The organism is Lentzea sp. DG1S-22 (assembly GCF_036321065.1).
Classification (GTDB): Bacteria; Actinomycetota; Actinomycetes; order Mycobacteriales; family Pseudonocardiaceae; genus Lentzea; species Lentzea jiangxiensis.
This window is the reverse complement of record NZ_CP143276.1, coordinates 4,868,622-4,893,629: the sequence shown is the minus strand read 5'-3', so window position 1 is coordinate 4,893,629 and position 25,008 is coordinate 4,868,622. Positions and strand designations below refer to the sequence as shown.

At 69.6% G+C, this 25,008-nt stretch carries 25 protein-coding genes; 15 read left to right on the top strand and 10 right to left on the bottom strand.

Annotated elements, in window-relative coordinates:
* Nucleotides 1-2 precede the first annotated feature (2 nt).
* Nucleotides 3-1,583, bottom strand: a complete 1,581-nt coding sequence (locus V1227_RS22415; RefSeq protein ID WP_329787535.1) for a solute symporter family protein — start codon at nt 1,581-1,583, stop codon at nt 3-5.
* A 3-nt stretch (nt 1,584-1,586) separates the two neighbouring features.
* A complete protein-coding gene (locus tag V1227_RS22410; protein WP_236221619.1) occupies nt 1,587-2,003 on the bottom strand; it encodes a DUF485 domain-containing protein in 417 nt (138 codons plus the stop codon).
* Between the two features lie 285 nt (nt 2,004-2,288).
* Between V1227_RS22410 and V1227_RS22405 the strand changes: the two genes are divergently transcribed.
* The 10 genes from V1227_RS22405 to V1227_RS22365 all read left to right on the top strand — a co-directional run bounded on the left by V1227_RS22405 (nt 2,289) and on the right by V1227_RS22365 (nt 14,981).
* The gene (locus V1227_RS22405) at nt 2,289-3,728 is read left to right on the top strand and encodes an OFA family MFS transporter (protein WP_329787534.1); all 1,440 of its coding nucleotides are present in this window, start codon (nt 2,289-2,291) and stop codon (nt 3,726-3,728) included.
* Between the two features lie 28 nt (nt 3,729-3,756).
* Entirely contained in the window at nt 3,757-3,849 is a 93-nt protein-coding gene (locus V1227_RS40690; protein WP_442916347.1) for an MFS transporter small subunit, read from the top strand.
* Nucleotides 3,849-5,936, top strand: coding sequence for a sensor histidine kinase (locus V1227_RS22400; protein ID WP_329787533.1), 2,088 nt, complete (start codon nt 3,849-3,851; stop codon nt 5,934-5,936). Before V1227_RS40690 ends, V1227_RS22400 begins: the two co-directional genes overlap by 1 nt.
* On the top strand, nt 5,933-6,331 hold the full coding sequence (locus V1227_RS22395; protein WP_090098471.1) for a roadblock/LC7 domain-containing protein: 399 nt from the start codon (nt 5,933-5,935) through the stop codon (nt 6,329-6,331). Before V1227_RS22400 ends, V1227_RS22395 begins: the two co-directional genes overlap by 4 nt.
* On the top strand, nt 6,328-6,864 hold the full coding sequence (locus V1227_RS22390) for a DUF742 domain-containing protein (protein ID WP_329787532.1): 537 nt from the start codon (nt 6,328-6,330) through the stop codon (nt 6,862-6,864). Before V1227_RS22395 ends, V1227_RS22390 begins: the two co-directional genes overlap by 4 nt.
* 58 nt (nt 6,865-6,922) lie before the next feature.
* Nucleotides 6,923-7,510 (top strand): nitroreductase family protein, encoded by a 588-nt coding sequence (locus V1227_RS22385; protein WP_329787531.1) that lies wholly within the window; start codon nt 6,923-6,925, stop codon nt 7,508-7,510.
* Nucleotides 7,501-10,416: an AfsR/SARP family transcriptional regulator gene (locus V1227_RS22380; protein ID WP_329787530.1), complete on the top strand. Its 2,916-nt coding sequence runs from the start codon at nt 7,501-7,503 to the stop codon at nt 10,414-10,416. Before V1227_RS22385 ends, V1227_RS22380 begins: the two co-directional genes overlap by 10 nt.
* A 489-nt stretch (nt 10,417-10,905) precedes the next feature.
* Complete coding sequence (locus V1227_RS22375) at nt 10,906-11,520, top strand: Uma2 family endonuclease (RefSeq protein ID WP_329787529.1); 615 nt, start codon at nt 10,906-10,908, stop codon at nt 11,518-11,520.
* Between the two features lie 145 nt (nt 11,521-11,665).
* A complete protein-coding gene (locus V1227_RS22370) occupies nt 11,666-13,810 on the top strand; it encodes a terpene synthase family protein (RefSeq protein WP_329787528.1) in 2,145 nt (714 codons plus the stop codon).
* 82 nt (nt 13,811-13,892) lie between these two features.
* Entirely contained in the window at nt 13,893-14,981 is a 1,089-nt protein-coding gene (locus tag V1227_RS22365; RefSeq protein ID WP_329787527.1) for an FAD-dependent monooxygenase, read from the top strand.
* On the opposite strand, the gene V1227_RS22360 is transcribed toward V1227_RS22365, so the two are convergent.
* Both V1227_RS22360 and V1227_RS22355 read right to left on the bottom strand, forming a co-directional pair.
* Nucleotides 14,975-15,397, bottom strand: a complete 423-nt coding sequence (locus V1227_RS22360) for a DUF6461 domain-containing protein (protein ID WP_329787526.1) — start codon at nt 15,395-15,397, stop codon at nt 14,975-14,977. The genes V1227_RS22365 and V1227_RS22360 overlap by 7 nt on opposite strands.
* 14 nt (nt 15,398-15,411) lie before the next feature.
* Nucleotides 15,412-16,521 (bottom strand): hypothetical protein, encoded by a 1,110-nt coding sequence (locus tag V1227_RS22355; protein ID WP_329787525.1) that lies wholly within the window; start codon nt 16,519-16,521, stop codon nt 15,412-15,414.
* 148 nt (nt 16,522-16,669) lie between these two features.
* On the opposite strand from V1227_RS22355, the gene V1227_RS22350 reads away from it, so the two are divergent.
* The 4 genes from V1227_RS22350 (at nt 16,670) to surE (ending at nt 20,329) form a co-directional block, all read left to right on the top strand.
* Nucleotides 16,670-18,397, top strand: coding sequence for a family 20 glycosylhydrolase (locus V1227_RS22350; RefSeq protein WP_442916346.1), 1,728 nt, complete (start codon nt 16,670-16,672; stop codon nt 18,395-18,397).
* Nucleotides 18,398-18,420: 23 nt separating this feature from the next.
* Nucleotides 18,421-18,606, top strand: coding sequence for a hypothetical protein (locus V1227_RS22345; RefSeq protein WP_329787524.1), 186 nt, complete (start codon nt 18,421-18,423; stop codon nt 18,604-18,606).
* A 108-nt stretch (nt 18,607-18,714) separates the two neighbouring features.
* Nucleotides 18,715-19,569 carry a 1-phosphofructokinase family hexose kinase gene (locus V1227_RS22340; RefSeq protein WP_329787523.1) on the top strand — a complete coding sequence of 285 codons (855 nt, stop codon included), beginning with the start codon at nt 18,715-18,717 and terminating at the stop codon, nt 19,567-19,569.
* Nucleotides 19,570-19,573: 4 nt separating this feature from the next.
* Nucleotides 19,574-20,329, top strand: coding sequence for a 5'/3'-nucleotidase SurE (surE, locus tag V1227_RS22335; protein WP_329787522.1), 756 nt, complete (start codon nt 19,574-19,576; stop codon nt 20,327-20,329).
* On the opposite strand, the gene V1227_RS22330 is transcribed toward surE, so the two are convergent.
* The 4 genes from V1227_RS22330 to V1227_RS22315 all read right to left on the bottom strand — a co-directional run bounded on the left by V1227_RS22330 (nt 20,292) and on the right by V1227_RS22315 (nt 21,710).
* Entirely contained in the window at nt 20,292-20,612 is a 321-nt protein-coding gene (locus V1227_RS22330) for a hypothetical protein (RefSeq protein WP_329787521.1), read from the bottom strand. The two genes, surE and V1227_RS22330, sit on opposite strands and share 38 nt — an antisense overlap.
* A gap of 15 nt (nt 20,613-20,627) precedes the next feature.
* Nucleotides 20,628-21,023: a DUF5313 family protein gene (locus tag V1227_RS22325; RefSeq protein ID WP_329787520.1), complete on the bottom strand. Its 396-nt coding sequence runs from the start codon at nt 21,021-21,023 to the stop codon at nt 20,628-20,630.
* A complete protein-coding gene (locus V1227_RS22320) occupies nt 21,020-21,469 on the bottom strand; it encodes a MarR family winged helix-turn-helix transcriptional regulator (protein ID WP_329787519.1) in 450 nt (149 codons plus the stop codon). The genes V1227_RS22325 and V1227_RS22320 overlap by 4 nt, the downstream gene beginning before the upstream one ends.
* A 70-nt stretch (nt 21,470-21,539) precedes the next feature.
* Nucleotides 21,540-21,710: a hypothetical protein gene (locus tag V1227_RS22315; RefSeq protein WP_329787518.1), complete on the bottom strand. Its 171-nt coding sequence runs from the start codon at nt 21,708-21,710 to the stop codon at nt 21,540-21,542.
* Here V1227_RS22315 and V1227_RS22310 point away from each other — a divergent pair.
* A complete protein-coding gene (locus V1227_RS22310; RefSeq protein WP_329787517.1) occupies nt 21,709-22,533 on the top strand; it encodes a glycosyltransferase family 2 protein in 825 nt (274 codons plus the stop codon). The two genes, V1227_RS22315 and V1227_RS22310, sit on opposite strands and share 2 nt — an antisense overlap.
* Here the strand turns inward: V1227_RS22310 and V1227_RS22305 are convergent.
* Both V1227_RS22305 and V1227_RS22300 read right to left on the bottom strand, forming a co-directional pair.
* Nucleotides 22,499-23,575 carry an aminotransferase-like domain-containing protein gene (locus V1227_RS22305; RefSeq protein WP_329787516.1) on the bottom strand — a complete coding sequence of 359 codons (1,077 nt, stop codon included), beginning with the start codon at nt 23,573-23,575 and terminating at the stop codon, nt 22,499-22,501. The genes V1227_RS22310 and V1227_RS22305 overlap by 35 nt on opposite strands.
* 30 nt (nt 23,576-23,605) lie before the next feature.
* Entirely contained in the window at nt 23,606-24,802 is a 1,197-nt protein-coding gene (locus tag V1227_RS22300; RefSeq protein ID WP_329787515.1) for a PI-PLC domain-containing protein, read from the bottom strand.
* Between the last annotated feature and the right edge of the window lie 206 nt (nt 24,803-25,008).

Below are 25,008 nucleotides of genomic sequence, written 5' to 3'. Positions count from 1 at the left end.
GGTCAGGTGCGGACGCCGATGCCCGAGATCGCCCGGACCTCCATCTCGGCGGCCTTGGCGTCGAGCTCCGGCTCCCGCTTCGAGAAGACCGTCGCCAGGAACCCGCACAGGAACGAGAACGGGATCGAGACGAGACCCGGGTTGCCCAGCGGGAACCACGCGAAGTCGACGTCCGGGAAGATCGACGTCTTCGCGCCGGACATCACCGGCGAGAAGATGATCAGCACCAGGCACGAGCCCAGACCGCCGTAGATGCTCCACAGCGTGCCGGTGGTGTTGAAGCGCCGCCAGAAGATCGTGTAGAGGATCGTCGACAGGTTCGCGGACGCGGCCAGCGCCAGTGCCAGCGACACGAGGAACGCGACGTTCTGGCCGTTCGCCGCGATGCCGCCGATGATCGACAGGATGCCGACGACGACGGCGGTCAGCCGAGCGACCCGGATCTCCCTGCGGGGTTCGACGTTGCCGCGCTTGATGACGTTCGCGTAGACGTCGTGGGCGAACGAGGCGGAGGCCGCCAGGGTCAGGCCCGCGACGACGGCGAGGATCGTGGCGAACGCCACCGCGGAGACGACGCCGAGCAGCACCGCGCCACCGATCTCGAACGCCAGCAGCGGTGCGGCGGAGTTCTCGCCACCCGGTGCCGCGGCGATCTTGTCGGAGCCGACCAGCGCCATCGCGCCGAAGCCGATCACCAGCGTGCACAGGTAGAAGATGACCATCGTCCACGTGGCCCACACGACCGAACGGCGAGCCTCGGCCGCGTTCGGCACCGTGTAGAAGCGCATCAGCACGTGCGGCAGTGACGCGATGCCCAGCACCAGGGAGAGTGCGAGCGAGACGAAGTCCAGTTTGGACATCGCGCTGAAGCCGTACTTCGCGCCGGGGTCGAGAACGGCCTCGCCGAGCGTGTTCATCTCGGTGGCCTGCTGCATGATCGCCGACAGGCTGAAGCCGAACTTGCCGAGCAGGAAGATGCTCATCATCGTCACGCAGAGCAGCAGCAGGACGGCCTTGATGATCTGCACCCAGGTCGTGCCCTTCATGCCCCCGACCAGCACGTAGAGCACCATGACCATGCCGACCAGGGCGATCAGCACCGCCTGGCCCCACTTCGAGGTCACGTTGAGCAGCAGCGCGATCAGGCCGCCGGCGCCCGCCATCTGCGCGATCATGTAGAAGAACGAGATCACCAGGGTCGCGTTCGCCGCGGCGGCGCGGACCGGGCGCTGCTTCATCCGGAACGCCAGCACGTCGCCGACGGTGAAGCGGCCGGTGTTGCGCAGGCCCTCCGCGATGAGCAGCAGGCCGACGAGCCACGCGACGACCCAGCCGACGGAGTAGAGGAACCCGTCGTAGCCGTGCGCCGCGATGCCGCCGGAGATGCCGAGGAACGACGCGGCGGACAGGAAGTCACCGGACAGCGCCACGCCGTTCTGGGCGCCGGTGAACGAGCTGCCGGCGGCGTAGTAGTCCGACGCCGTCACGTTCCGGCTGGAGACGCGGTAGACGACGTAGAGGGTGATCAGGACGAACACCGCGAAGACGCTGAGGTTCAGCACCGGGTTGCCGGTGGTGGGCATGCCTTACTCCTCGACGCCAATCTTCTCGGCGAGCAATGTGCGCTGCGGGTCCAGCCGTCGCTTCGCGTAACGGGCATAACCGAGCGTGATGATGATCGAAGTCACGAACTGCCCGAGGCCCAGCAGGATTCCCAGGTTGATCACGCCGATCACCTTGGTGCTGACCAGTTCTTTCGCGTACGCGGACAGCAGGACGAAGGTGAGGTAGGACGCGAGGAAAAGCGCGGTCATCGGGAAGATGAACGTCGTGAGCCGACGACGGAGAGTGCGGAATTCGTCGGTCTGCCGAATCAGCTCGAACTTCGGGTTGCCGTCGGAATCCACGTACGACAAAGTCTCGGGGTCGTCGAACGACGCGAAACCCCGGATTTCCCGGTACCCCTGCTGCGCTTCGCCAGGCGACCTGATCGCCTTGGTCATGTACCCCTGCCCCTCGTGTGCGGCGCCCACTGTAGCGCTCCCACGTGTGCAGTCAACGTGACGGAGGCCCCGGAAACGGTCCAAACCGGACCGATGCCGGACAGCAACCGGACTGAATGCCGGGCACTCCATTCGTCTCAAATGGTACGTCTCGTGTCTTGTGCCAACGCGAGCTGGAGTGTTGCGCCGCACGCAACACCGAAGCGCCGGGCCTGAACGTTGTCGCAGGTGTGCACCTGCCCTAGGATCGATCGGTCCGCGTTATTGGTGACGGTTGGGGATAAAGTGGGGTTCTTAGCGCGCGAACGCCAAGTCGCGCCTCCCGGATGGAACCGCTGGCTCGTTCCGCCCGCGGCGCTGGCGATTCATCTCTCCATTGGTCAGGCCTACGCCTGGAGCGTCTTCAAGACGCCTCTGGAGAAATCGCTCGGCATCACGGGAACGCAGTCCGCCCTGCCGTTCCAGCTCGGCATCGTGATGCTCGGGCTCTCCGCCGCGGTGCTCGGGACGACGGTCGAGCGCAGGGGCCCGCGCTGGGCGATGCTCATGTCGCTGCTCGCGTTCTGCTCCGGCCTGCTGATCTCCGCGGTCGGCGTGTGGGCGGGCATGTACTGGGTCGTCGTCGTGGGCTACGGCCTCGTCGGCGGCATCGGTCTCGGCATCGGCTACATCTCGCCGGTCTCGACCCTGATCAAGTGGTTCCCCGACCGGCCGGGCATGGCGACCGGCATCGCGATCATGGGTTTCGGCGGCGGTGCGCTGATCGCGTCGCCGTGGTCCACCTCGATGCTGACGGCGTTCGGCTCCACGACGTCGGGCATCGGCCAGGCCTTCCTCGTGCACGGCATCGCCTACGCGGTCTTCATGAGCCTCGGCGTGCTGCTGATCCGCCTGCCCTCCCCGGAGTTCACCGCGGAGAAGGAGGCGCTGCTCAAGGACAGGCCCAAGGCGGGCGTCGCCCACAACGTCTCCGCGAACAACGCGATCAGGACGCCGCAGTTCTGGCTGCTGTGGGTCGTGCTGTGCTTCAACGTCACCGCGGGCATCGGCATCCTGGAGAAGGCCGCGCCGATGCTGGTCGACTTCTTCAAGGAGTCCTCGACGCCGGTCGCCGCGACGGCCGCCACCGGTTTCGTCGCGCTGCTCTCGGCCGCGAACATGGCCGGCCGGTTCGTCTGGTCGTCCACTTCGGACGTCGTGGGCCGCAAGAACATCTACCGCCTCTACCTCGGCGTCGGCGCGCTGCTCTACCTGGTGCTGCTGACGGTCGGCTCGACCAGCACCCCGCTGTTCGTCATCGCGGCGATGGTGATCCTGTCGTTCTACGGCGCGGGCTTCGCGACCGTTCCGGCGTACCTGCGCGACCTGTTCGGCACCTACCAGGTCGGCGCGATCCACGGCCGACTGCTCACGGCGTGGTCCGTGGCCGGCGTGCTCGGGCCGCTGATCGTCAACGCCATCGCGGACGCGGGCAAGAAGGCCGGGCACACCGGACCCGACCTGTACGCCACGTCGTTCTACATCATGATCGCGCTGCTGGTCGTCGGCTTCATCGCCAACGAGCTGATCCGCCCGGTCGACCCGAGGTTCCACGAGCCCGAGGCCGCCGTGCGGGCGCAGGAGCCGGCGCGCGGCGGTGACGACGGCACCGTCGCCAAGTGGAACGAGGCAGAGGCGGCCGACGCCGCCGAGGAGCAGGACGCGGAAGGCGTGGTGAAGAAGTGAGCTCACCCGGGAGAACCGGTCGGGCACGTTGTTGCTGGTCGGTGCGTGGCTGTGGGTGGGCCTCCCGCTCGCCTACGGCCTGTACCGGCTCTTCCTGAACGCCGCCAAGCTCTTCGTCTGATGTTCAACTCGCTCGTGAACTGGCGCAACTGGCGCCTGCCGGTGAAGCTCGCCGCGGTGTTGATCGTTCCGGTCGCCATCGCGGTGGGTGCCGGCGTGCTGCACATCGGCACGCAGATCGACCGCGCCGACTCCTACTCGGCCCTGCAACGGCTCGTGAAGGTCCGCGCGGCCCTCATCCCCGTGATCGACGGCGTGCAGGAGGAACGGCGCATCGTCGCCGAGGGCGCGGGCCCGCGGGTCCTCGCCGAGCAGGTCAAGCGCACCGACGACGCCCGCGCGGCGTTGCGCGCCCAGATCGCGAAGACCTCGCTCAGCGAGGTCGTCACCGCCCGCATCAACGACGTGCAGGCCCGCGTCGGCGACCTGCCGGCGCTGCGCGAGCGGGCGGGTGGCGACGTGCCGGCCGTGATCGGCAGCTACAGCGAGCTCGCCGACTCGTTGCTCGACGTGGACGAGGTCCTGGCGAGCGAGTTCGGCGACGCCGCGCTGCTGCGCACGGCCATGGGCCTGCACCACGTCGTGCACGTGCGGGACCAGGTCCTGTACCAGCAGGCCGTCGTGCTGTCCGGGCTCGCCCGCGGTCAGCTGACCACCGCCGAGGTGCGGTCCCTGGTCGAGTCGAACGTGAAGCTCGGCTACATCGCGGACGAGTTCGCCGCGCTCGCCACGCCGGACCAGATGAAGACCTACGGCAAGAACTTCAGCGGCCCGGACGTCGAGGCGCAGCGCACGATGCTCGCCACCGCGGTGCTGCACCCGACGTCGGACGCGGCGAACACCGGCACGGGCACCACCAGGCCCAGGCAGCCGCTGCCGATCGCGGCAGCGGACTGGAGCAGGGCCTCGGGTGCCGTGGCGGCGGCGATGGGCGGTGTCGTCACCGGTCTGCAGGACGACCTGCGCACCACCGCGGACCGCCTGCGCGACGAGTCGAGCGACGCGGCCGGCACGGCGTCCGCGATCCTGTTCGCCAGCCTGGTCCTGGCCGCCACCGTCGGGTTCGTCGTCGGCCGCTACCTGCTGCGCTCGCTGAACGAGCTGCGCCGCTCCGCCCTCGACGTGGCCTGGGACAAGCTCCCCGAGATGGTCGCGACCGGGCGGGGCAGCACCGACATCGAGCCGGTGCCGGTGCACACGACCGAGGAGTTCGGCGAGGTGGCGCGCGCGTTCGACGCGGTGCACCAGCAGGCCGTGAAGTCGGTCATCGAGCAGGCGGGCATGCGCGCCAACATGCGCAACATCTTCGTGAACCTCTCGCGCCGCAGCCAGAGCCTCGTCGAACGGCAGCTCAAGCTGATGGAGGAGCTGGAGAAGTACGAGGAGGACCCGGACCAGCTCGCGAACCTGTTCAAGCTCGACCACCTCGCCACCCGCATGCGCCGCAACAACGAGAACCTGATGGTGCTCTCCGGCGGCGACGTGGCGCGCCGGTTCCACAAGCCGATCCCGCTCACGGACGTGCTGCGCGCGGCGGCCGCGGAGATCGAGCAGTACCAGCGGGTGATGGTGCACACGGCGCCCAACGCCGAAGTGGTCGGCTACGTGGCGAGCGACCTCGTCCGGCTGCTGGCCGAACTCCTCGACAACGCAACGGCTTTCTCACCGCCGCACACCCAGGTCGCGATCAGCGCGTCGATCGAGGCCGGCGGCATCGTGGAGATCGACGTCGTCGACCAGGGCATCGGCATCGACCCCGAGGCCCTGGGGGCGGTGAACCACCGCCTGGAGGCCGCGGGCGAGGGCGTGGACGTCCAGGTTTCCCGCGAGATGGGTCTCTTCGTCGTCGGCAGGCTCGCCGCGCGCCACCAGATCGTGGTACGCCTGGATGCGAAACAAGGCAAGGGCACTCGCGCGATCGTGTTGGTTCCCGCCGAACTGGCACCACGACGCGAGGAGTCCTGGGAGTCTTTCCGGGGGGAGGCGATCGATCGGAAGCAGGCGTCGTGGTTCCAGCAGACGTCCGCCGCCGCACCGCCCCCGCCCCCCGCACGCGCACGCCAGACGCCGGAGTCGGCCCGCGGCTTCCTCGACGCGTTCCAGCGAGGAGTGCAGCGCGGCCTCCCCGACCACCAGGAGAGTCGATGAGCACGCAGGTTGACCAGTTCGGCTGGCTGGTCACCAACTTCGCCGAACGCACACCGGGCATCGAGCACGCCGTCGTCATCTCGGCGGACGGGCTGGTGCTGGTCTCGACGTCGAAGCTGCCGGCCCAGGTCGCGCCGCAGTTCGCGGCGATCGTCGCCGGGGTGGTGTCCCTCGCCGAGTCGGCCTCGCAGTGCTTCGCCGGCGAGGCGGTCGTGCGCACCGTCGTCCAGATGGACCGGGGCGTGATGCTGCTGTCCTCGATCAGCGACGGCTCGGTCCTCGCCGTGCTGGCCTCGTCGTCGGCGGACGTCGCGCAGGTGGCGTACGAGATGACGGTCGTCGTGCGGCAGGTGGGCCAGCTGCTCACGCCCGAGCTGCGGGCCGAGCTGGCATGAGCGGGGACTCCGGCGACCAGGTCAGCTTCGGCGACCTGATCAGCGGGTTCAGCTTCGACAGCGAACGGATCCGCAAGCGCGGCAAGAAGAACAAGGCGGAGCAGCGAGCCCCGGAACCCCTGCGCGAACCGGACCCGTACGCCACCACGGCGTTCGAACCGGTCCCACCGCTGCCGTCGGTCGAGACGGGCGTCGAGACGTCGTCGTCGATCGTGCGGGCCTACGCGTGGACCGGCGGCCGCACCACCTCCGACGTGCACCTGGAGATCGAGACCCTGGTCTCGGTGAACGAGTTCTCGGCCACCGCCGTGCGCCCCGAGCACCAGGACGTGCTGGCGCTGTGCGTGCAACCGCGCTCGGTGGCGGAGATCGCCGCCCTGCGCGGCCTGCCGCTGGGCGTCACGAAGGTGCTGCTCGGGGACATGGCGGGGCACGGGCTGGTCGACGTGCACCGGACCGCGTCGTCGTACGGCGGGGACAGGCCGGACGGGGCGCTGCTGGAGCGGGTGCTGGCGGGGTTGCGCCGGCTGTAGGGCCCGTCCACCTCCCCGGACGCTGCTACGGTCGAGATCACATCTGGGGAGGTAGAGCGTGGAGTTCCAGGACGTCGTCCGCCGCCGCCGAATGGTGCGGAAGTTCACCGGGGAGCCGGTCAGCGACGAGAGCATCCAGCGGATCATGCGCAACGCCGTGCGCGGCCCGTCCGCCGGCTTCTCGCAGGGGCAGGGGTTCCTCGTGCTGCAGGGGGAGCAGCTCGAGCGGCTGGCCGGGATGTTCGAGTGGTGGGGCGGGGAGGACGCCAAGACGGCGCCGGTCGTCGTCATCCCCTTCTCGGCCAAGGAGGTCTACCTCGACCGGTACGCGCAGGCCGACAAGGGGTGGACCGACCGCAGCGAGGACCACTGGCCGGTGCCCTACTGGGACATCGACACCGGCATGGCGGCGCTGCTGATCCTGCAGACCGCCGTCGACGAGGGGCTCGGCGCCGTCTTCTTCGGCACCGACAGGGACACGTGGCCCGCGCTGCGCGCCGCCTTCGGCGTGCCGGACATGTACGTGCCGATCGGCATGATCGCGATCGGGCACCCGGCGGAGGAGGGCATCTCCGAGGGCGCCTCGCCCCGCACGCGCAAGCGCAAGCCGCTCGACGAGGTCGTGCACTGGGGCCGGTGGAAGTGAGGTCGTTCGGCCTGCTCGGGCCGTTGGACGTGGTGCTCGACGGGTGCCGCGTCCACGTCCCGCCGGGCAAGCGGCGGGTCGTGCTCGCCGCGCTGCTGCTGCGGCCGGGGCAGGTGGTCGGCGTCGACGAACTGGTCGAGCTGGCCGGCGGGTCGCGCCACGCCCTGCAGACCACGGTCGGGCGGTTGCGGGAGGCGCTGCCCGGGCTCGTCCGCACCAGACCGGGCGGCTACCTGCTGGACGTGCGGCCCGACGAGGTCGACGTCCACCTGTTCGACCGGCTCGAACCGCGGGCGGCGCTGGAGCTGTGGCGCGGCCGCCCGTTCGCGGACATCGGCAGCGACGCGCTCGAACGCGACCACGTGCCCGCGCTGACCGAGAAGTACCTGACGGCGCTGGAAGCGCGGATCGAAGCCGACCTCGCGGCCGGGGAGCACGACCGGCTCGTCCCCGAACTGCGTTCGCTCACCCGGCAGCACCCGGCCAGGGAACGCCTGTGGGCGCAGCTGGTCGTCGCGCTGCACCGCTGCGACCGGCAGACCGAGGCGTTGCGGGCGTACGACGACATCCGCCGCCGGCTCGCCGAGGAGCTCGGCCTCGACCCCGGCAGGGACCTGCAGGAGGCCCACCGGCAGGTGCTCACGGCCGACAACAGGCCGAAGAGCCGCAACGACCTGCCCGGCGACATCGCCGACTTCGCGGGCCGTGCCGAGGACCTGGACGAGATCCTCGCCGCCGTGCCGTCCGGGTGCGTCGCGATCACCGCCATCGACGGCATGGCGGGCATCGGCAAGACCACGCTCGCCGTCCGCGCGGCCCACCGCCTCGCCGGGAGGTTCCCGGACGCGCAGCTGTTCGTCGACCTGCACTCCTACACCGACGGCGTCGAACCCCGCACACCGTCGGACGCCCTGCTGACGTTGCTCACCGCGCTCGGCGTGCCCGCCAGGGACATCCCGGACGACCTCGACGCCCGCGCCGCCCGGTGGCGCGCGGAAATGGCGCACCGCAAGGCACTCGTGGTGCTCGACAACGCGGGCAGCGCCGCCCAGGTGCGCCCGCTGCTGCCCGGAACGGGCCTGGTGCTCGTCACCAGCAGGCGCCGGCTCGTGGACCTCGACGCCGCCCACACCGTCTCGCTCGACGTGCTGTCCGAAGAGGACGCGCTGGCCCTGCTCGCGAGCATCGCCCGCAGGGACGGCGAGGACTGCCGTGAGGTCGTGCGGCTCTGCGGGTACCTCCCGCTGGCCGTGCGGATCGTCGGTGCCCGCTGGCGCACGAGACCGGCGTGGTCCGCGCGGGACGTCGTCCGCCGCCTCACCGAGCAACGCCTGACGGAGCTGACGGCGGGGGAACGCAGTGTCGCGGGCGCGTTCACCCTGTCCTACCGGCAGCTCACGACCGGGCAGCAGCGGTTGTTCCGGCGGCTCGGCCTGCACACGGGAGAGGACTTCGACGCCCACCTCGCGGCGGCGGTCGTCGGCTCGACGCGGGTGGAGGCCGAACGCCTGCTGGACGAGCTGCTGGACGTGCACCTGGTGCAGCAGAGGGACAACGGCCGCTACCGCCTGCACGACCTGCTGGCCGACCACGCGAAGGCGGCGGTCGAGCCGGGGGAGCGGAGCGAGGCGATCACCCGGATCCTCGACTTCTACCTGCGCGGCGCGGAGGACTCCGCCCGCAAGATCGCCCCCGGTCGGCCGAGGTTCCACTCCGCCGTCACCCGCGAACCGGTCGACCCGCCCGTGTTCGCCACCCCGGTCGAGGCCCTCGCGTGGCAGGAAGTGGAACGCCGCAACCTCAAGGCCGCCGTGTACCTGGCCGCGTACGAGGGGCACTACCAGCACGCCTGGCAGTTGCCGAGCAACTTCGCGCACTACCTGTGGTTGCACGGGTCGGGGAGGGAACGCGTCGAGGTGCAGAGCGTCGCGCTCGCGGCCGCGCACGCGCTCGGTGACCTGAAGGCGCGAGCGGAAGCGTTGCGCGGCTTGGGCGCGGCTTACATGGACGACGGCAACCCGAAGGCCGAGGAACACCTGCTCGAAGCACGTGCCCTCATGCGGCAGATCGGTGATCTGCGTGGTGAGGGGTCAGCGCTGGGGTTCCTCGGCATGATCGCGCGCGAACGCCGCGACTACGACAAGTCGATGGACCACTTCCAACGCGGTCTCGTGCTCATGCGCGAGGCCGACGCGCCCTGGGGGATCGCCAACGCGTTGCACAACATCGGCATCAACCACGCGGAACTGGGGCAGAACGAGCAGGCCCTCGCGCACATGCGGGAGGCAGCCGCGATCGTGGAGGAGCGGGGTGACGTCCGCGAGCTCGCGGTGACGCTGAACAACATCGCCCACGTCCTCTTCGACTCCTTCACGGATGACGAGTGCCTGGCCTGCATGGAACGGTCGCTCGCCGCCTACCGGGAGTGCGGCGACAAGCGGGGCGAGGCGCTCGCCCTGGCGGACTTCGCCCGCTGGCGCTACGAGATGGGCCACCTCGCCGCCGCGGGCGCGTTGGCACGGGACGTCGCGAGGCTCTGCAGGGAGTACATGAACCTGCCCGACGACGAGGCCGTGCTCGCGGCCATGAGAGAGGTCCGCGACCACGTCGGCCAGATGACGTTGTACGTCGCACTCTCGCTCGACGCCCTGACGGGTGGCCGGCCCGCCGAGTCGATCGGCTACCTGCGGCGGTTCCAGCGTCTCGGGAAGGTGCGCCGCTGGTGGAGCGACGAACGCGTCTTCCAGCAGTTCGCCGCCGCCTACCTGGAGCTCGGCGACCGGGAGAGCGCCCTCCGGTACGCGCGGCAGGCGGTGGAGGCCGCGGAGCGCGGCCACCAGCCCCGTACCCTCGCCTTCGCGCGCCAGACCCTCGCTAGAGCGAAAGCCCCAGCGCCACCAGCGTGATCACGGCCGCCGCCAGCACGGCGAACGCCACCCACTGCTGCACCCTGTCACCGGTCCTGCGCATCCCCTGCTCCCCTCGGTGGTGTTGCCACCGAGGGTGGGGGACCCCGTCCCCACGCCGTCCCCACCCCGATCACACCCCTTGTCCGGGAATGCGCGGAAAACAGCGGGAAACGTTTTGGTAATCGGAGTGCGGGGTACTCGTGAGGTATTGCTCCAACCGAGCGCTTGGCGACCTCGTGAGATTCCGTTAGGGTCGCATTCGCGAGCAAGTGGCGGGGCGCGTCACGTTATCGAAAATCGCCCGAAATTGATCGAAAATTAGCCACTTGTTCGATTGCGACCACAATGCTGCTCCGACCGGGTGGTGCCGTCCACGGCAGGACCAGCCGCCGCTCACCCTGCGGGGCGGTGTTCACGGAGACGAGTGCGCGCAGTGGTGCGAGGTCGGCCAAAAGGGGCTTGCGAGTCGTGGGAATCGGACCAGTCTTGTCTAATGGCACCGCCGGGGTCCGCCCGGCGGGCGGTGGCCTCGACCAGGGGGTGGAACGCACCATGGGTGGTGTCCCGACGTTTCCCCACGGCAGACCGCTGACGTGGGCGGACCTGGAGGCGATGCCTGATGACGGGCACCGTTTCGAACTCGTCGACGGGGTGCTGGTGATGAGCCCCTCACCCCGCCCCGTGCACCAGCGCGTCGTCGCTCGCCTGCTGGTGGCGCTGACGGCCGTCTGCCCACCGGAGCTCGAGGTCCTCCCGGCTCCGGTCGACGTGGTGCTCGCCGACGACACGGTCTTCATCCCCGACCTGGTGGTGGGGCGGCGCGAGCAGTTCACGAAGCAGGCGCTCCTCGGACCGCCCGTGCTGGCGGTCGAAGTTCTTTCCCCGCGGACGCGGCACGTGGACCTGGAGCTGAAACGGGCGAAGTTCGAGGAAGTCGGCTGCGAGAACTACTGGATGATCGATTACGACGGCCCGTGGCTGCGGTGCCTGCACCTCGAGAACGGCGTCTACGCCGAGCAGGCCCGGTCCGACGGTGAGGAGATCATCGAGCTGCGGTTCCCGTTCCCGGTGAAGCTCAGCGCCCAGTCGCTCGTGCGCTGAGTGCTCACCGCGCGGCCCGAGTTGAGCTGAACGGGCGACACCGCTCTACGAACGTGTGGATCAAGGTCCCACCATCTGGCGCCTCCCGCCGGTGGGCTGGTTGCGTGCACCGCGTACGAGTCCACCGCGCGGAGGTCCACAGCACATGCAGCCGTTCCAGCTGCCGGAGTTCTACACGCCCCACCCGGCCCGGCTGAACCCGAACCTCGAGCGCGCCCGCGTCCACGCGCGGGCCTGGGCGCGCGAGATGGACATGGTCGACGTGCCGCAGCACGGCACCGTCATCTGGACCGGTGACGACCTCGAAGCGCACGACTACGCGCTGCTCTGCGCCTACACCCACCCCGACTGCGGCGGTGACGCGCTCGACCTCATCACCGACTGGTACGTCTGGGTCTTCTACTTCGACGACCACTTCGTCGAGCTCTACAAGCGCAACCCGGACCTCGAGGGCGCGCAGGCCTACCTCGACCGGCTGCCGTTGTTCATGCCGGTCGGCGGCGTCATCACCGAGCAACCGCGCAACCCCGTCGAGAAGGGCCTCGCGGACCTCTGGCGCCGCACCGTCCCGTCCCACTCGCAGGACTGGCGCGAGCGGTTCGCCGCGAACACGAAGCACCTGCTCGACGAGTCGATGTGGGAACTGCACAACATCAGCTCCCGCCGCCTGAGCAACCCCGTCGAGTACATCGAGATGCGGCGCAAGGTCGGCGGTGCGCCGTGGAGCGCGAACCTCGTCGAGCACGCCGTCGGCCTCGAAGTGCCCGCGCGGATCGCCCTGTCCCGCCCGGTCGAGGTGCTCCGGGACACCTTCAGCGACGCCGTGCACCTGCGCAACGACCTGTTCTCGTACGAACGCGAGGTGCTCGACGAGGGCGAGCTGTCCAACGGCGTGCTGGTGTTCGAGAAGTTCCTCGACCTGCCCACCCAGCAGGCCGCGGAGGCCGTCAACGACCTGCTGACCTCCCGCCTGCACCAGTTCGAGCACACGGCGCTCACGGAGGTGCCGGTCCTGCTCGACGAGCAGGCCGTCGACCCCATCGGCCGCGCGGCCGTCCTCGGGTACGTGAAGGGCCTGCAGGACTGGCAGGCGGGCGGCCACGAGTGGCACCTGCGGTCGTCGCGGTACATGAACAAGGGCGCGCGGACCGGCACGAACGTCCTCGGCTCGTTCGCCAGGACCCTGCCGCAGCGGATCCGGCAGTTCTCCAGCACGCCCAAGACCGTCGAGCCGTACGTGCTGCCGGAGTTCGACGTCCCGTTCACGCTCACCCTGAGCCCCCACCTCGACCGGACGAGGGAGCAGGTCGTCGCCTGGGCCGTCGAGCACGGCATGACGGGCGAGGGCGTCTGGGACGAGCGCGAGGTGCGCGGGTTCGACTTCCCGCTGTGCTCGGCGGGCATCGACCCGGACGCCACCCCGCAGGAGCTGTTCCTCTCCGGCTGCTGGCTCACCTGGGGCACCTACGCCGACGACGTCTACCCGCTGTGGTTCGGCCAGACCCGCAACCTCCCGGGGCTGAAGACGCAGACGACCCGGCTCAAGGCGTGCATGCCGCTGGACCTCGTCCAGACCGCCGTCCCGGCCAACGCCATGGAGCTCTCGCTGGCGAACCTGTGGCAGCGGACCGCGGCACCGATGACCCCGGCCTTCCGCGCCACCTTCCGCGAGACCGTCGACGCGATGCTCGACGCGTGGGTGTGGGAGGTGGTCAACATGCACTTCAACCGCATTCCCGATCCGGTCGACTACGTGGAAATGCGGCGCAGCACGTTCGGTTCCGAGCTGACGACGTCGTTGTCGCGGTTCTCGCACTCCGCGACCGTTCCCGCGCACCTGTGGGGAACGCGGGTCGTGCAGACCATGGAACGGTCCGCCATGGACTACTGCACGATGCTCAACGACGTCTTCTCGTACTCGAAGGAGATCCAGCACGAGGGCGAGGTGCACAACATGGTCCGCGTGGTCGAGAACTTCCTCCAGGTGCCGCAGGCCCGCGCCTTCGAGATCACCTACGCGTTGATGGACGCGCGTCTGGGCCAGTTCGTCCGGTCCGTCGACACCGACCTGCCGAAGTTCTTCGACGACCTGTCGCTGGACGCCGGCGCACGGGCCGGGCTGACCCGGTACGCCGACGAGCTGAAGGACTGGATCGTGGGGATCGTCCACTGGCACCGGGAAACCAGCCGCTACGACGAGGCGGACGCGCTCCCGGTGTTCCGGCGGGGACCGTCCGGCATCGGGACTTCGTCCTACCGGCTCACCTCCGCACCCGGCCGGAGGCGCTGACAGCCCCGGGCCGCCGGTGGTCAGCCGACCGTCAGCCCCGCTCGGCACCTTGTGGGCACACCGACCCACAGGGGGCACCACCATGACGAACGTCCTGATCTCCGGCGCCGGGATCGGCGGACCGGCGCTCGCGTACTGGCTGCGCCACCACGGCTTCGACGTCACCGTGGTGGAGCCGGCGCGCGGCCCGCGTCCCGGCGGCCAGGCCGTCGACGTGCGCGGACCCGCGCTGGACGTGGTCGAGCGCATGGGCCTCGGCGAGCGGCTGCGGTCGTTCGGCACGAACATGCGCGGCATGAGCGCCGTCGACGCCGAGGGCACCGAGCTGTTCCGCTCCACCACGCACACCCTCAGCGGGGGCGACCTCGCGAGCCCCGACGTGGAGCTGTTGCGCGACGACCTGGCTCGTCTTCTCTTCGACGCCGTGGACGGCGTGGAGTACCTGTTCGGCGACACGATCACGTCGATCGACGGCACCCGCGTGACGTTCGAGAAGGCGCCGCCGCGCGACTTCGACGTCGTCGTCGGTGCCGACGGCCTGCACTCGAACGTCCGCGGGCTGGTCTTCGGGCCCGAGCCGGAGTTCGCCACGCACCTCGGCACGAACCTCGCCGTCTTCACCGCGCCGAACTTCCTGGGGCTCGACCACTGGCAGGTCTTCCAGCAGGGCGACGTCGTCGGAGGTGGCGTCATGAGCGCCCGGTCCAACGCGGAATGCCGTGTCTACATGGGCTTCTACGGCGAGGTGTCGTTCGACCACCACGACGTCGACGCCCAGCGCCGGTTGGTCGCCGAGAAGTTCGCCGGCGCCGGCTGGATCTGGCCGGCCGCGCTGGAGCACATGTGGGAGGCGCCGGACTTCCACTTCGACTCGATGAGCCAGATCCGGATGGACTCGTGGTCGAGCGGGAACGTCGTGCTGCTGGGTGACGCCGGCTACTGCGGATCACCGTTGTCCGGTCAGGGAACCAGCACGGCGCTCGTCGGCGCTTACGTGCTCGCCGGTGAGCTCGCCGAGGACCCTTCGAACGCTTTCCGGCGCTACGAGGAGATCCTGCGGCCGTACGTCGTGGCGAACCAGGACATGGCGCTGAAGAACCAGGCGAACGGCGGCGCGCCCACGGAGGAGTTCGCCGCCGTCGTCACCGGCCTCGACCTCCCCGACTACTGATACCGCTCCTCGACGGCGGCGCGGACGGCGTCCTCGGGAACCGCGGCACCGGTGAACCGCGCCACCGCCGTGATCCCCTTGGCGTCGAGGTGGCGCCAGTCGGTGAAGTCCAGTCCCTCCACGGCTCGCAACACCTCGGGGTCGTCGCCGAAGTCGTCCTCGTCCAGCACGTCACCGCTCCACAGGACCTGACCGCCGCGGGCGAACGACAACTGCCGGTCGTTGTTGACGTTCCAGAAGTGGCTGGCGGCCTTCCCGTTGCGGGACAGGCGTTCCAGCACCTCCGGCCGTGTGCCGCGGTAGTTGTTGTCCTCGATCACGACCACGCCGCCGTCGATCTCCACGACGACGGCGTCCTCCTCGAACTCGCCCGCCACGTCGGTGACGCCCCGGGCGACGGTGACGGTCGCGGCCACCTCCAGCAACTTCTTCAGCCAGCGGTGCGGGGCCTCCGGCCGGACGATCGGCGGGGAGCGGGCTCCCCTCGCACGAGGTGGCCGACGCGGTCGGTCTTCAGGCGCAGCACCGGGTCCGCGATCGGCGCGGGCCAGATCAGCAGCTCGTAGCGCTCGTCTCCCTCGTCGCGGCCGGTCGCGCTGACCCGCACCCGGAACGGTCCTCCCCAGGGAGCGGTGGAGCCGTGCCCGAACCTCGCCCCGCCCCGCGCCGCGGTGTAGCTGATCTCGGCGATCTCGTCCCAGCCCTCCGGCAGCGGCTCGGGGGGCTCCTCCAGCAGGACGGCCACGGACACGGGCACCTCGCCCTGCGCGATGCCGGTGCGGACCGCGAACCCGGTGTCCACCGGGGCGGCGAGACCGGTCGCGGTGAAGTCGGGCGTGCTCAGGCCCAGTTCCTCGACCAGCAGGAACTCGTGGTCGAAGACCTGGGCGACCGTGCTCCAGGACGAGCCCCGGTACTCCGCGCGCCGCTTGTCCAGCAACGCCTGCTCGTAGGCGTGCGGCAGGGGGCTCTCCGCCAGGACCTCCGAAGCCGCGCCGAGCGCGATCCCGACGACCGCCGCCGGGTCGGCCGCCGTCGTGGAGCCGAGCGCGGTGAAGACCGCCCTGGACACCGCCACGGCGGTCGAGAGGTGCACCGCGCCGCGCCGGGTGGCGATGGCGGCCTCGTCGCCGTCGAGCCCGCTCAGGTCGGGTAGCAGCGCGCGCACCTGGTCGACGACGAGATCGCTCGCACCGGGGTGCATCCCCTCCACGAGGATCATCGGGACGTGCATCGCGCTCTCGCCGCCAGAGGTCAGGTACGAGAACGTGTGCCCGGCCGGAACCGGCCGCAGTCCGGCGACGAGCTCCTGCGGGGCGACGACGTCGAGCCGTGCCACCGCCAGTTCCAGCGCACCGAGCAACCGCTCCGCGGTCAGCTGCGGGATGTCCCGCAACGCCTGCTGCACGACCGATCCGCCCGGGCGCTCGTCCCGCCGCCCCGGCGCGGTCCGCCTGCCCAGCTCCGCCGCCGGCGCGGCCGGGATCAGCGGTGCGATCCGTGTCGCGGCAGCGGTGATCAGCTCTTCGAAGTCCCCCATGCCCGTGATTGTGCCGGTCGACGGCCAGGGCCCCGACCACCGCCCGTCCAGGTCACGAAAAAAGAATTGGCTCAGACCATTGACGACAAAAGGGATGTTTGAGCAGTCTGGAGGCCGGGTCGCCGCCCCCGACTCGTGAGGAGGAGTCGTGAGAACTCGTGTTCTCGCCGCGGTCGTCGCCGTCACGGCGGCGTTGTCCGTGAGCGCTCAGTCGCAAGCCGCGGAACCGTTGCAGAGCCTGGTGCCCGTTCCGGTGTCGGTGCAGTCGAAGAGCGGGGTCACGCACACGCTGACGGCCGCCTCGAAGATCTACACGGCCCCGGCCGCGCGGGACGTCGGCACCTTCCTGGCCGGAGTGCTGCGGCCCTCGACCGGGTACGCGCTGCCCGTGTCCGACACGACCACCACCCCGTCCGACGGCATCTCGCTGCTGCTCACGGGCGCACCGGCCGCGGTGGGGCAGCAGGGCTACCAGCTCGACGTCGCGGCGAACGCCATCGTGCTGCGCGCCACCACGCCCGAAGGCCTGTTCGCGGGCGTGCAGACGCTGCGGCAGCTCCTGCCCGCCAAGGTCGAGAGCACGACCGTGCAGGCGGGCCCGTGGACCGTGCCGGGCGCGCTGATCGTCGACCACCCGCGGTTCTCCCACCGCGGCGCGATGCTCGACGTGGCCCGCCACTTCCACCCGGTCTCGACGGTCAAGCGCTACATCGACCAGCTCGCCCTCTACAAGATCAACTACTTCCACCTGCACCTGACCGACGACCAGGGCTGGCGGATCGTGGTCGACAGCTGGCCGCGGCTCGCCACGTACGGCGGCAGCACGCAGGTCGGCGGTGGCCCCGGCGGCTACTACACCAAGGCGCAGTACAGCGAGATCGTGCAGTACGCGGCCTCGCGCAAGATCACGGTGATCCCCGAGGTCGACCTGCCCGGCCACACCAACGCGGCGCTGGCCTCGTACGCGGAGCTCAACTGCGACGGCCAGGCCCCGCCGCTGCGCACGGACATCGAGGTCGGCTACTCCTCGCTGTGCGTGAACAAGGAGATCACCTACCAGTTCGTGGACGACGTGATCCGCGAGATCGCGGCGCTCACGCCCGGCCCGTACTTCCACATCGGCGGCGACGAGGCGCACTCGACGTCCGACGCGGACTACCAGGCGTTCATGGACCGCGCGCTGCCGATCGTGAAGAAGTACGGCAAGACCGCCCTCGGCTGGCACGAGTTCGCGAAGACCACGACCGACACCGCCACGATGCCGCAGTACTGGGGCACCTCGACGTCCAACGCCGTGGTGCAGGCGGCGGCGGCACGCGGCCACAAGGTCATCATGTCGCCCGCGAACAAGGCGTACCTGGACATGAAGTACAACTCCAGCACGCCGCTCGGCCTGTCGTGGGCCGGTCTGATCGAGGTCCAGACCGCCTACGAGTGGAACCCCGGCACGCACCTGAGCGGTGTCCCGGAGTCCGCCGTCCACGGCGTCGAAGCTCCACTGTGGAGCGAGACGCTGGTGACCGCGCAGGACATCGAGTTCATGGCGTTCCCGCGGCTCGCGGCCATCGCCGAGCTGGCCTGGTCGCCGTGGTCGACGCACAACTGGGACCAGTTCAAGACGCGTCTGGGCTCCCACGGTCCGCGCTGGACGACGATGGGCATCAACTTCTACAGGTCCACGCAGGTCCCGTGGGAGACCGGAGGCCCTGGTCCCGGCCCCTGCGCGCAGCCCGCGTGGGAGCGCGACAAGGTCTACACCGGCGGCAACGTCGTGTCGCACAACGGCAAGAAGTGGACCGCGCAGTGGTGGACGCGGGGCGAGGAGCCCGGCACCACCGGTCAGTGGGGCGTCTGGCGCGACGGAGGCGTTTGCTGACGTTTCCGGGGTACTCGCTCGACATGACTGATCCGGAAGTGGCCGAGGAGTTCGCGGAAGAAGCCGGTGTCGACCCCACGCCTCAGGAGGTCGACCAGTACCGCGACATGACGCAGCCCGGTGAGTGGCGCGCCGACGAGAAGATGGAACCGGGTGGCGCGCCCGCACCGCAGGACGGGGACGACCCGACCGGCGGCTCCGGGGCGTGATGTCTGGTTCATCCGGTGCGGGCGAATATCCTTCGCCCGCACCGGGTACCAGGCTGTCGTGGATGCCCGAGTTGCCGTATTCGCCCCGTCCCCCAACTGACCGTCACCGTGGAAGACCTCGATGGAGAACCGGACGTGCACCTGCACGCCGGTGGCCAGGGTTTCTGGCAGTCCAGGATGATCGCCGCTCTCGGTGTCGAAGCCGTCGTCTGCGCGACGTTCGGCGGTGAGACCGGCCGCGTCTTACGCACGTTGTTAGAAGGCGAGAACGTCGACCTGCGCGCACGTGAAGTGGCCGCACGCAACGGTTCCTACGTGCACGACCGCCGCGACGGCAGCAGGTCCGAGATGGTCGAGATGCTCCCGGACGCGTTGTCCCGGCACGAGCTCGACGACGTGTACGAACTCGCGCTCGTGGAAGGCATTCGCGCGGGCACGGCCGTGCTGAGCGGGCCGTCCGACGACCGCGTGCTGCCCCACGACACCTACTACCGCCTCACCTCGGACCTGACCGGCAACGGTTGCCGAGTGATCGTCGACCTGGCTGGGGACCGCCTCGCCGAGGCCGTGCGCGGTGGCCCCCACGTCGTGAAGGTCTCCCACGAGGAGCTGGGCGAGGAAGACCTGTCCAAGCTCATCGAGAAGGCTCGCGAGATCGCGGAGTCGTGCGTGCACGGCGTGATCGTGTCGCGAGCCGACGACCCGGCGCTGGCGTTGCTGGAGGACCAGCTCTACCTCGTGAAGATGCCGAAGCTCGAACCCGTCGACACGCGCGGCGCGGGCGACTCGATGACCGCGGGGATTTCAGCGGGCCTCGCTCTGGGTATGCCGTTGACGGACGCGGTGAAGCTCGGCGCGGCCGCCGGAGCGGTGAACGTGACGAGGCACGGCCTCGGCAGCGGAAGCGGGGAAGCCGTGCGCGAGCTGAGCAAACGCGTGGAACTGGAGCCGATCGAGGAATGAGCGGATGCGCGCGCTGATCACGAACGACGACGGAATCGACTCTCCCGGCCTCGCGACGCTGGCCTCCGCCGCGCTCGCGTGCGGTCTCGAAGTGGTGGTGGCGGCACCTTCCACCCAGGCGAGCGGCACGAGCGCGTCGGTCGCGGCCGTCGGGGAGTCCGGCAGGGTGGTCAGCGAGCGCCGCACGCTGCCCGGCCTGGACGTGGAGGCGCACGCGGTCGCCGCGCATCCGGGCCTGATCTCCCTGATCGCCTGCAACGGCGGCTTCGGCGGCAAGCCCGACGTCGTGCTCTCCGGCATCAACCTCGGTGCGAACGTGGGTCGCGCGATCCTGCACTCCGGCACCGTCGGCGCGGCGCTGACCGCGCACGTGAACGACGTGACGGCGATGGCCGTGTCGCTCGACGTCGGCTTGGACGAGCCCGAACCGCTGTGGGACACGGCGGGTGAGGTCGTGCGCGCGGTGCTGCCGGTGCTGCTGGAGATGCCCGCTGCCTCGGTGCTCTCGCTGAACGTGCCGAACGTCGGTGAGGTGCGGGGACTTCGCTGGGCCGAGCTCGCCCGCTTCGGCACCGTGCAGAGCCGGGTGGACGAGGTCGGCGAAGGTGAGGTGGAGCTGGTCCACGTGTACGCGGAGGACTCGCTGGTGCCCGGCACGGACACCGCTCTGCTGGCCGAGGGCTTCGCGACCGTGACCGCGCTGCACTCCGTGGGCCGCGACGTCAGCCCGGAGCGCGCTTTGCCGGCCTGGCCAGCGTGATCACGAGCCCGATGAGAGCGGTTCTGACCTCCAGGAAGCTCTCCGCCGTGAGGTCGTCGAGCGAGAAGGCCAGCATCCCGAAACCCAGGAGCAGCAGGAGGCCGTACATCCGCGCGTGGGTCCGCCGCCAGGCCATCACGATGCCCATCACCCCGATGCCGAGCTGGACCACGCGGTAGTTCGGGTCGAGGCCGAACAGGTCCAGCCACCCGAAGGTCAGCTGGAGCACGCCGGCCACGAGGGTGAGCGCCTGCGGCCTCGTGAACTCGAACTGGTCGCTCACCAAGGCCATAGGACTCTACCCTTCGGATCGCCGCCAAACCGCGTCGTAGTTCGCCTGCTTCTCGCGGTCCTGTGCTGCGGTGCGCTCACGGCGCCCGTGCGTCGCTGAGCCCCTTGGGTACCCGTATTTCGTGAGCCTATGGTCCACACTTTCAGGTGCGTAGGACAGCGCGAAGTACAGCCCCACAACGAAACCCAGTCCACCGCACGCGATCGCGAGCGGCCACGACGATCCCAGCCCGAACACCAGGGCCAGCGCGATGACCGTCGTCAGCGGCGTGACCTGGACGAGGCTGCGCACCGTGAACCGCAGCAACCACTTCGGACCGGTCACGTCGTCGTAGACGAACTGCTTGTACTTGAGCGGGAGCCGTCCGCCCGCGTAGTACCAGACCTTCAGCGCGGGGTTCACCGGGTCGCCTTGCCGATCACCTTGTGCAGCACCTCGTTCAGCTGCGCGAGCTCTTCGAACGTCATGTCCAGCTGCTCCACGACCTTGAAGGGGATCTTCAGCGCTTCCTCGCGGAGCTGCCTGCCCGCCGGGGTGAGCGTCAGCGCGAGTGCGCGTTCGTCGGCCTTGTCCCGCTGGCGCTCGACGTACCCGATCGCCTCCAGCCGCTTGAGCAGCGGGCTGAGGGTGCCGGGGTCGAGCTGCAGGACGGTGCTCAGGTCCTTGACCGTGCGCGGTGACCGCTCCCACAGCGCCAGCATCACCAGGTACTGGGGGTGTGTGAGGTTCAGCGGCTCCAGGATCGGCCGGTAGACCGCGATCACCGTGCGCGATGCCACGGCGAGGGCGAAGCAAACCTGCCGCTCGAGCTCGAGCGGGTTCTCCGGAATACTTGGTGCACTAATCATTGGTGCACACACTAACTGGCGGGCGCGCCGAACTCCAAGGGATGTGGCGCGGCAGACGTTTCCCAGGCGATCACTTCAGCGCTTCGGCCAGCACCTCCGCGGTGACCGCGGCTCCGGCCGTCGTCATCACGGTGCCGCCGTGGTCGACCTCGTTGCGCGACTCACCGAAGACGACGTCGCGCGTGCCGGTGTCGGTTGATGTGAACGTGTCAGGGACGGGCCACGGGGTAGACGACTTCATGGCCCGGACCACCGTCGTGATCGCCTCGCGGAACCGCGCGGACAGCCTGCTCCGCACGCTGTCGCACCTCAGCGAGCTCGCGGTGCCCGTGATCCTGGTCGACAACGCGTCCTCGGACGACACGGTTTCCCGTGTGCGCAAGGAGTTCCCGCACGTCCTGGTGCTGGAGTCGGCGGTCAACCGGGGTGCGGTCGCGCGCAACCTCGGCGTGCAGGCGGCGCGGACACCGTTCGTGGCCTTCGCGGACGACGACTCCTGGTGGGCGCCCAACGCGCTCGAACGGGCCGAACCGATCTTCGACGAACACCCGGACCTGGCGGTGATAGCCGCGCACACGCTGGTCGGTCCGGCGGAGACCCCCGACCCGATCACCCCGCTGCTGCGGGACAGCCCGCTCGGCGAAGGCGTCGCGGGGCCGGCGGTGCTCGGGTTCCTGGCCTGCTCGGCGATCGTGCGGCGGCAGGCGTTCCTGGAGGTGGGCGGGTTCAGCCCGGTGTTGTTCTTCCGCGGCGAGGAGACGTTGCTGTCGTGGGACCTCGCGGCGGCGGGGTGGGCGCTCTGCTACGTCGAGGACGTGGTGGCGCACCACCACCCTGCCGCCGGACGGGAGCCCGACGGGGACGTCGTGCAGCGGCGCAACGCGGTGCTGACGTCGTGGATGCGCAGACCCGTGACCACGGCCCTGGCGGTGTCGCTGAAGGACCCGCGGGCGTTCCGGGCGGCGCTACCGCGCCTGCGCCAGGCGCTCCGGCAGCGCCGCGGGCTGCCGGAGCACCTGGAAGCGCAGATCAGAGCGAGCGAACGGCCGCGGCGAGGCGCGTGATGCCCTCGTCGATCTGCTCCGGGGTCACACCCGAGAACGCGAGGCGGATGGCGTTGTCGCCGCCCTCCAGCAGGAAGTCGGAGCCCTTCACGAACTCGACGCCGTGCTCCTTGGCGACCGGCACGAGCTTGTCGATCGACACGCCCGGCAGCTCGACCCACATGAAGTAGCCGCCCTGAGGAGCGGTGAAGACGGCCTCCGGCAGCTCGCGCCGCAACGCGGCGACCAGGGCGTCCTTGCGGGCGCGCAGCGCGGTGCGGACGTTCGCGACCGACTCCTCGAGACGGCCGGAGCGGCAGTACGAGTTCACGATCGACTGCGCCACCATGTTCGGCGAGATGTACGTGGTGGTGGCGATGTCCTGGATGCTCTTGATGACGGCCTTCGGTCCCACCAGGTAACCGCAGCGGATGCCGGGCGCCATGGTCTTCGAGAACGAGGACGCGTAGACGACCTTCTCGTTCTCGTCCTGCGACAGCATCGTCGGCAGCGGCTCGCCCTCGAACCGCACCTTCACGTACGGGTCGTCCTCGAACAGCACGAAGTCGTACTGGGCCGAGAGCTCCAGCAGGCGCGTGCGCTTCGCCTCGGACAGCGTGTAGCCGGCCGGGTTGTGGAAGTTCGGGATGATGTGCGCGAGCTTCGGGCGCACCCCGCTCTCCAGCAGCTTCTCGAGCGCGTCGACGTTGATGCCGTCGGTCTCCAGCTCGATCGCGTGGATGTTCGCGCCGCGCTGGCGCAGGTTCAGCAGCGTGCGGTCGTAGGTCGGCGCCTCGACCACCACGTCGTCGCCCTCGCCGACGAGCAGCTCGAACAGGAACGCGTCGGCCTGCATCGAACCGTTGGTGACGAGCACCTGCTCCGGCTCGACACCGTGCTGCTCGGCCAGCCACGCGCGCAGCGGCACGTAACCGACGCTCGTGCCGTACGCGAAGGTGCCGCCGGGGTCGTCCGTGAAGGCTTTCTGCGCTGCTTCGCGCAGACCTTCCTGGTCGATGATGTCGAGGGAGGGCGCTCCGCGCGTGAACAGGATCGAGGCCATGCGCGGAGCGTACAACTCCCACGATTTGGGCTACGGCCTGTATACGTATGAGTTGAGCGTGCTGACGGCCCCCTGGGCGTTGCCGAGGTGGTAGAGGTCGACCGCGAGGAAGTTCGGCTTCTTCCTCGCCGCGGGCTGGCAGAACTGCTGGGCGCGGTTCACGAGTTTGCCGTTGTCCGTCGTGGCTGTGCTGCTGAACGGAACGTCGCGGAAGTGGTTCATGACGAACAACGGCTGGAAGCTCCCGGTCGCCGTGAGCGGCTTTTCATCCCATCGGCTGTAGCAGGACCAGTCGGAACTGCCGAGCCCGGAGCCCATCGACCAGTAGTTCTCGACGGTCCAGTCCTTCTGGTACAGCACGCCGCTGTCCTCGCGCCCGTCCTTCGCGTGGTCGGTGAAGATGATCAGCCGCTTGCCGCTGTTCACCATCTGGCTGCGCGTGGGCCAGCCGTTGTGCTGCACACCCTCCGCCCGGTACAGGACGTCACCGAGCCCCTGCACCTTGCGCAGCTCGGCCCTGAGCGTGTTCGCGTCGACGTAGTCCTCCAGGAAGACCGTGACGATCTCGCCGCGGTTGTTCTTCAGGAAGTCCACGATCCGCTGGACGTCCACGTTCAGCGCCACCGGCTTGCTCACCAGCGTGCAGCTGTTGTGGCACAGGATCGCGCCGTCGGGCGTCTGGTGGATGTCGAGCATGAAACCCCGGACGCCGTCGCCGAGCTGCTGCACGATGCCACGCGTCTGGTTCTTGGCGAGGTTGGCGAACGGAGGCGCGAACCCGCCGTCCACCCCGTTCGCGTAGGCGTTGTGGGCGGTCAGGAACGTCATCTGGTCGAGCCGGGGGTCCTGCGGCATCGGAGACGTCTGGTTCTGCACCGGAGTCAGGTACCAGCGCGTCTCGCCACCGAGGCCGAAGAACTCCCACTGGTCACCGAACTGCCGGAGCTCGTGAACCGCGTCCGCCTGGGAGCACGAACCCATGGTGAGCTGACGGGTGATGCACTGACCCGGCGAGTCGGTGTTCTCGAACCTCCCGTCGCCCAGCCGCCATTGCTGGTGGTCCTCGTTGCCCTTCGGGCGGTGCAGCGCGAGCCCGGTGCCGCTCTGGGCGACGTTGAGACCGGTCTTGACACCGGTGACGTAGAACGTGCCCGACGGAGCCGCTTGCGCGGTGGCGGGCACCAGGGGAAGCAGCAGCAGGGCCGCGACAGCAGGGAGGTATCGCATGGTGACCAGAGTCACCTACGCCGGTGAAACATGAAAAGCCTTCAGGCGTTTGGACGTTTAACACTGTGGGTATCTCACGCGACGTAGCGCCCTCTGACGAGGTAGAACAACTCCACGGCAGCCGTCGCCCAACCGAAGGGTTAGGGCCGGTACTCGGGCGCCGCCTTCACAAGCCGCGCAGGGTTCGACTCCCTCGGTTGCCACTT

Excerpts from the sequence above, each read along its gene's own strand:
- V1227_RS22395 (WP_090098471.1), top strand. The coding sequence starts at position 5,933 with ATGAGCACGCAGGTTGACCAGTTCGGCTGGCTGGTCACCAACTTCGCC.
- V1227_RS22320 (WP_329787519.1), bottom strand. The coding sequence starts at position 21,469 with ATGATTAGTGCACCAAGTATTCCGGAGAACCCGCTCGAGCTCGAGCGG.
- V1227_RS22415 (WP_329787535.1), bottom strand. The coding sequence starts at position 1,583 with ATGCCCACCACCGGCAACCCGGTGCTGAACCTCAGCGTCTTCGCGGTG.
- V1227_RS22345 (WP_329787524.1), top strand. The coding sequence starts at position 18,421 with ATGACTGATCCGGAAGTGGCCGAGGAGTTCGCGGAAGAAGCCGGTGTC.
- V1227_RS22365 (WP_329787527.1), top strand. The coding sequence starts at position 13,893 with ATGACGAACGTCCTGATCTCCGGCGCCGGGATCGGCGGACCGGCGCTC.
- V1227_RS22370 (WP_329787528.1), top strand. The coding sequence starts at position 11,666 with ATGCAGCCGTTCCAGCTGCCGGAGTTCTACACGCCCCACCCGGCCCGG.
- surE (WP_329787522.1), top strand. The coding sequence starts at position 19,574 with ATGCGCGCGCTGATCACGAACGACGACGGAATCGACTCTCCCGGCCTC.
- V1227_RS22315 (WP_329787518.1), bottom strand. The coding sequence starts at position 21,710 with ATGAAGTCGTCTACCCCGTGGCCCGTCCCTGACACGTTCACATCAACC.
- V1227_RS22305 (WP_329787516.1), bottom strand. The coding sequence starts at position 23,575 with ATGGCCTCGATCCTGTTCACGCGCGGAGCGCCCTCCCTCGACATCATC.
- V1227_RS22400 (WP_329787533.1), top strand. The coding sequence starts at position 3,849 with ATGTTCAACTCGCTCGTGAACTGGCGCAACTGGCGCCTGCCGGTGAAG.
- V1227_RS22410 (WP_236221619.1), bottom strand. The coding sequence starts at position 2,003 with ATGACCAAGGCGATCAGGTCGCCTGGCGAAGCGCAGCAGGGGTACCGG.
- V1227_RS22355 (WP_329787525.1), bottom strand. The coding sequence starts at position 16,521 with ATGGGGGACTTCGAAGAGCTGATCACCGCTGCCGCGACACGGATCGCA.
- V1227_RS22310 (WP_329787517.1), top strand. The coding sequence starts at position 21,709 with ATGGCCCGGACCACCGTCGTGATCGCCTCGCGGAACCGCGCGGACAGC.
- V1227_RS22390 (WP_329787532.1), top strand. The coding sequence starts at position 6,328 with ATGAGCGGGGACTCCGGCGACCAGGTCAGCTTCGGCGACCTGATCAGC.
- V1227_RS22300 (WP_329787515.1), bottom strand. The coding sequence starts at position 24,802 with ATGCGATACCTCCCTGCTGTCGCGGCCCTGCTGCTGCTTCCCCTGGTG.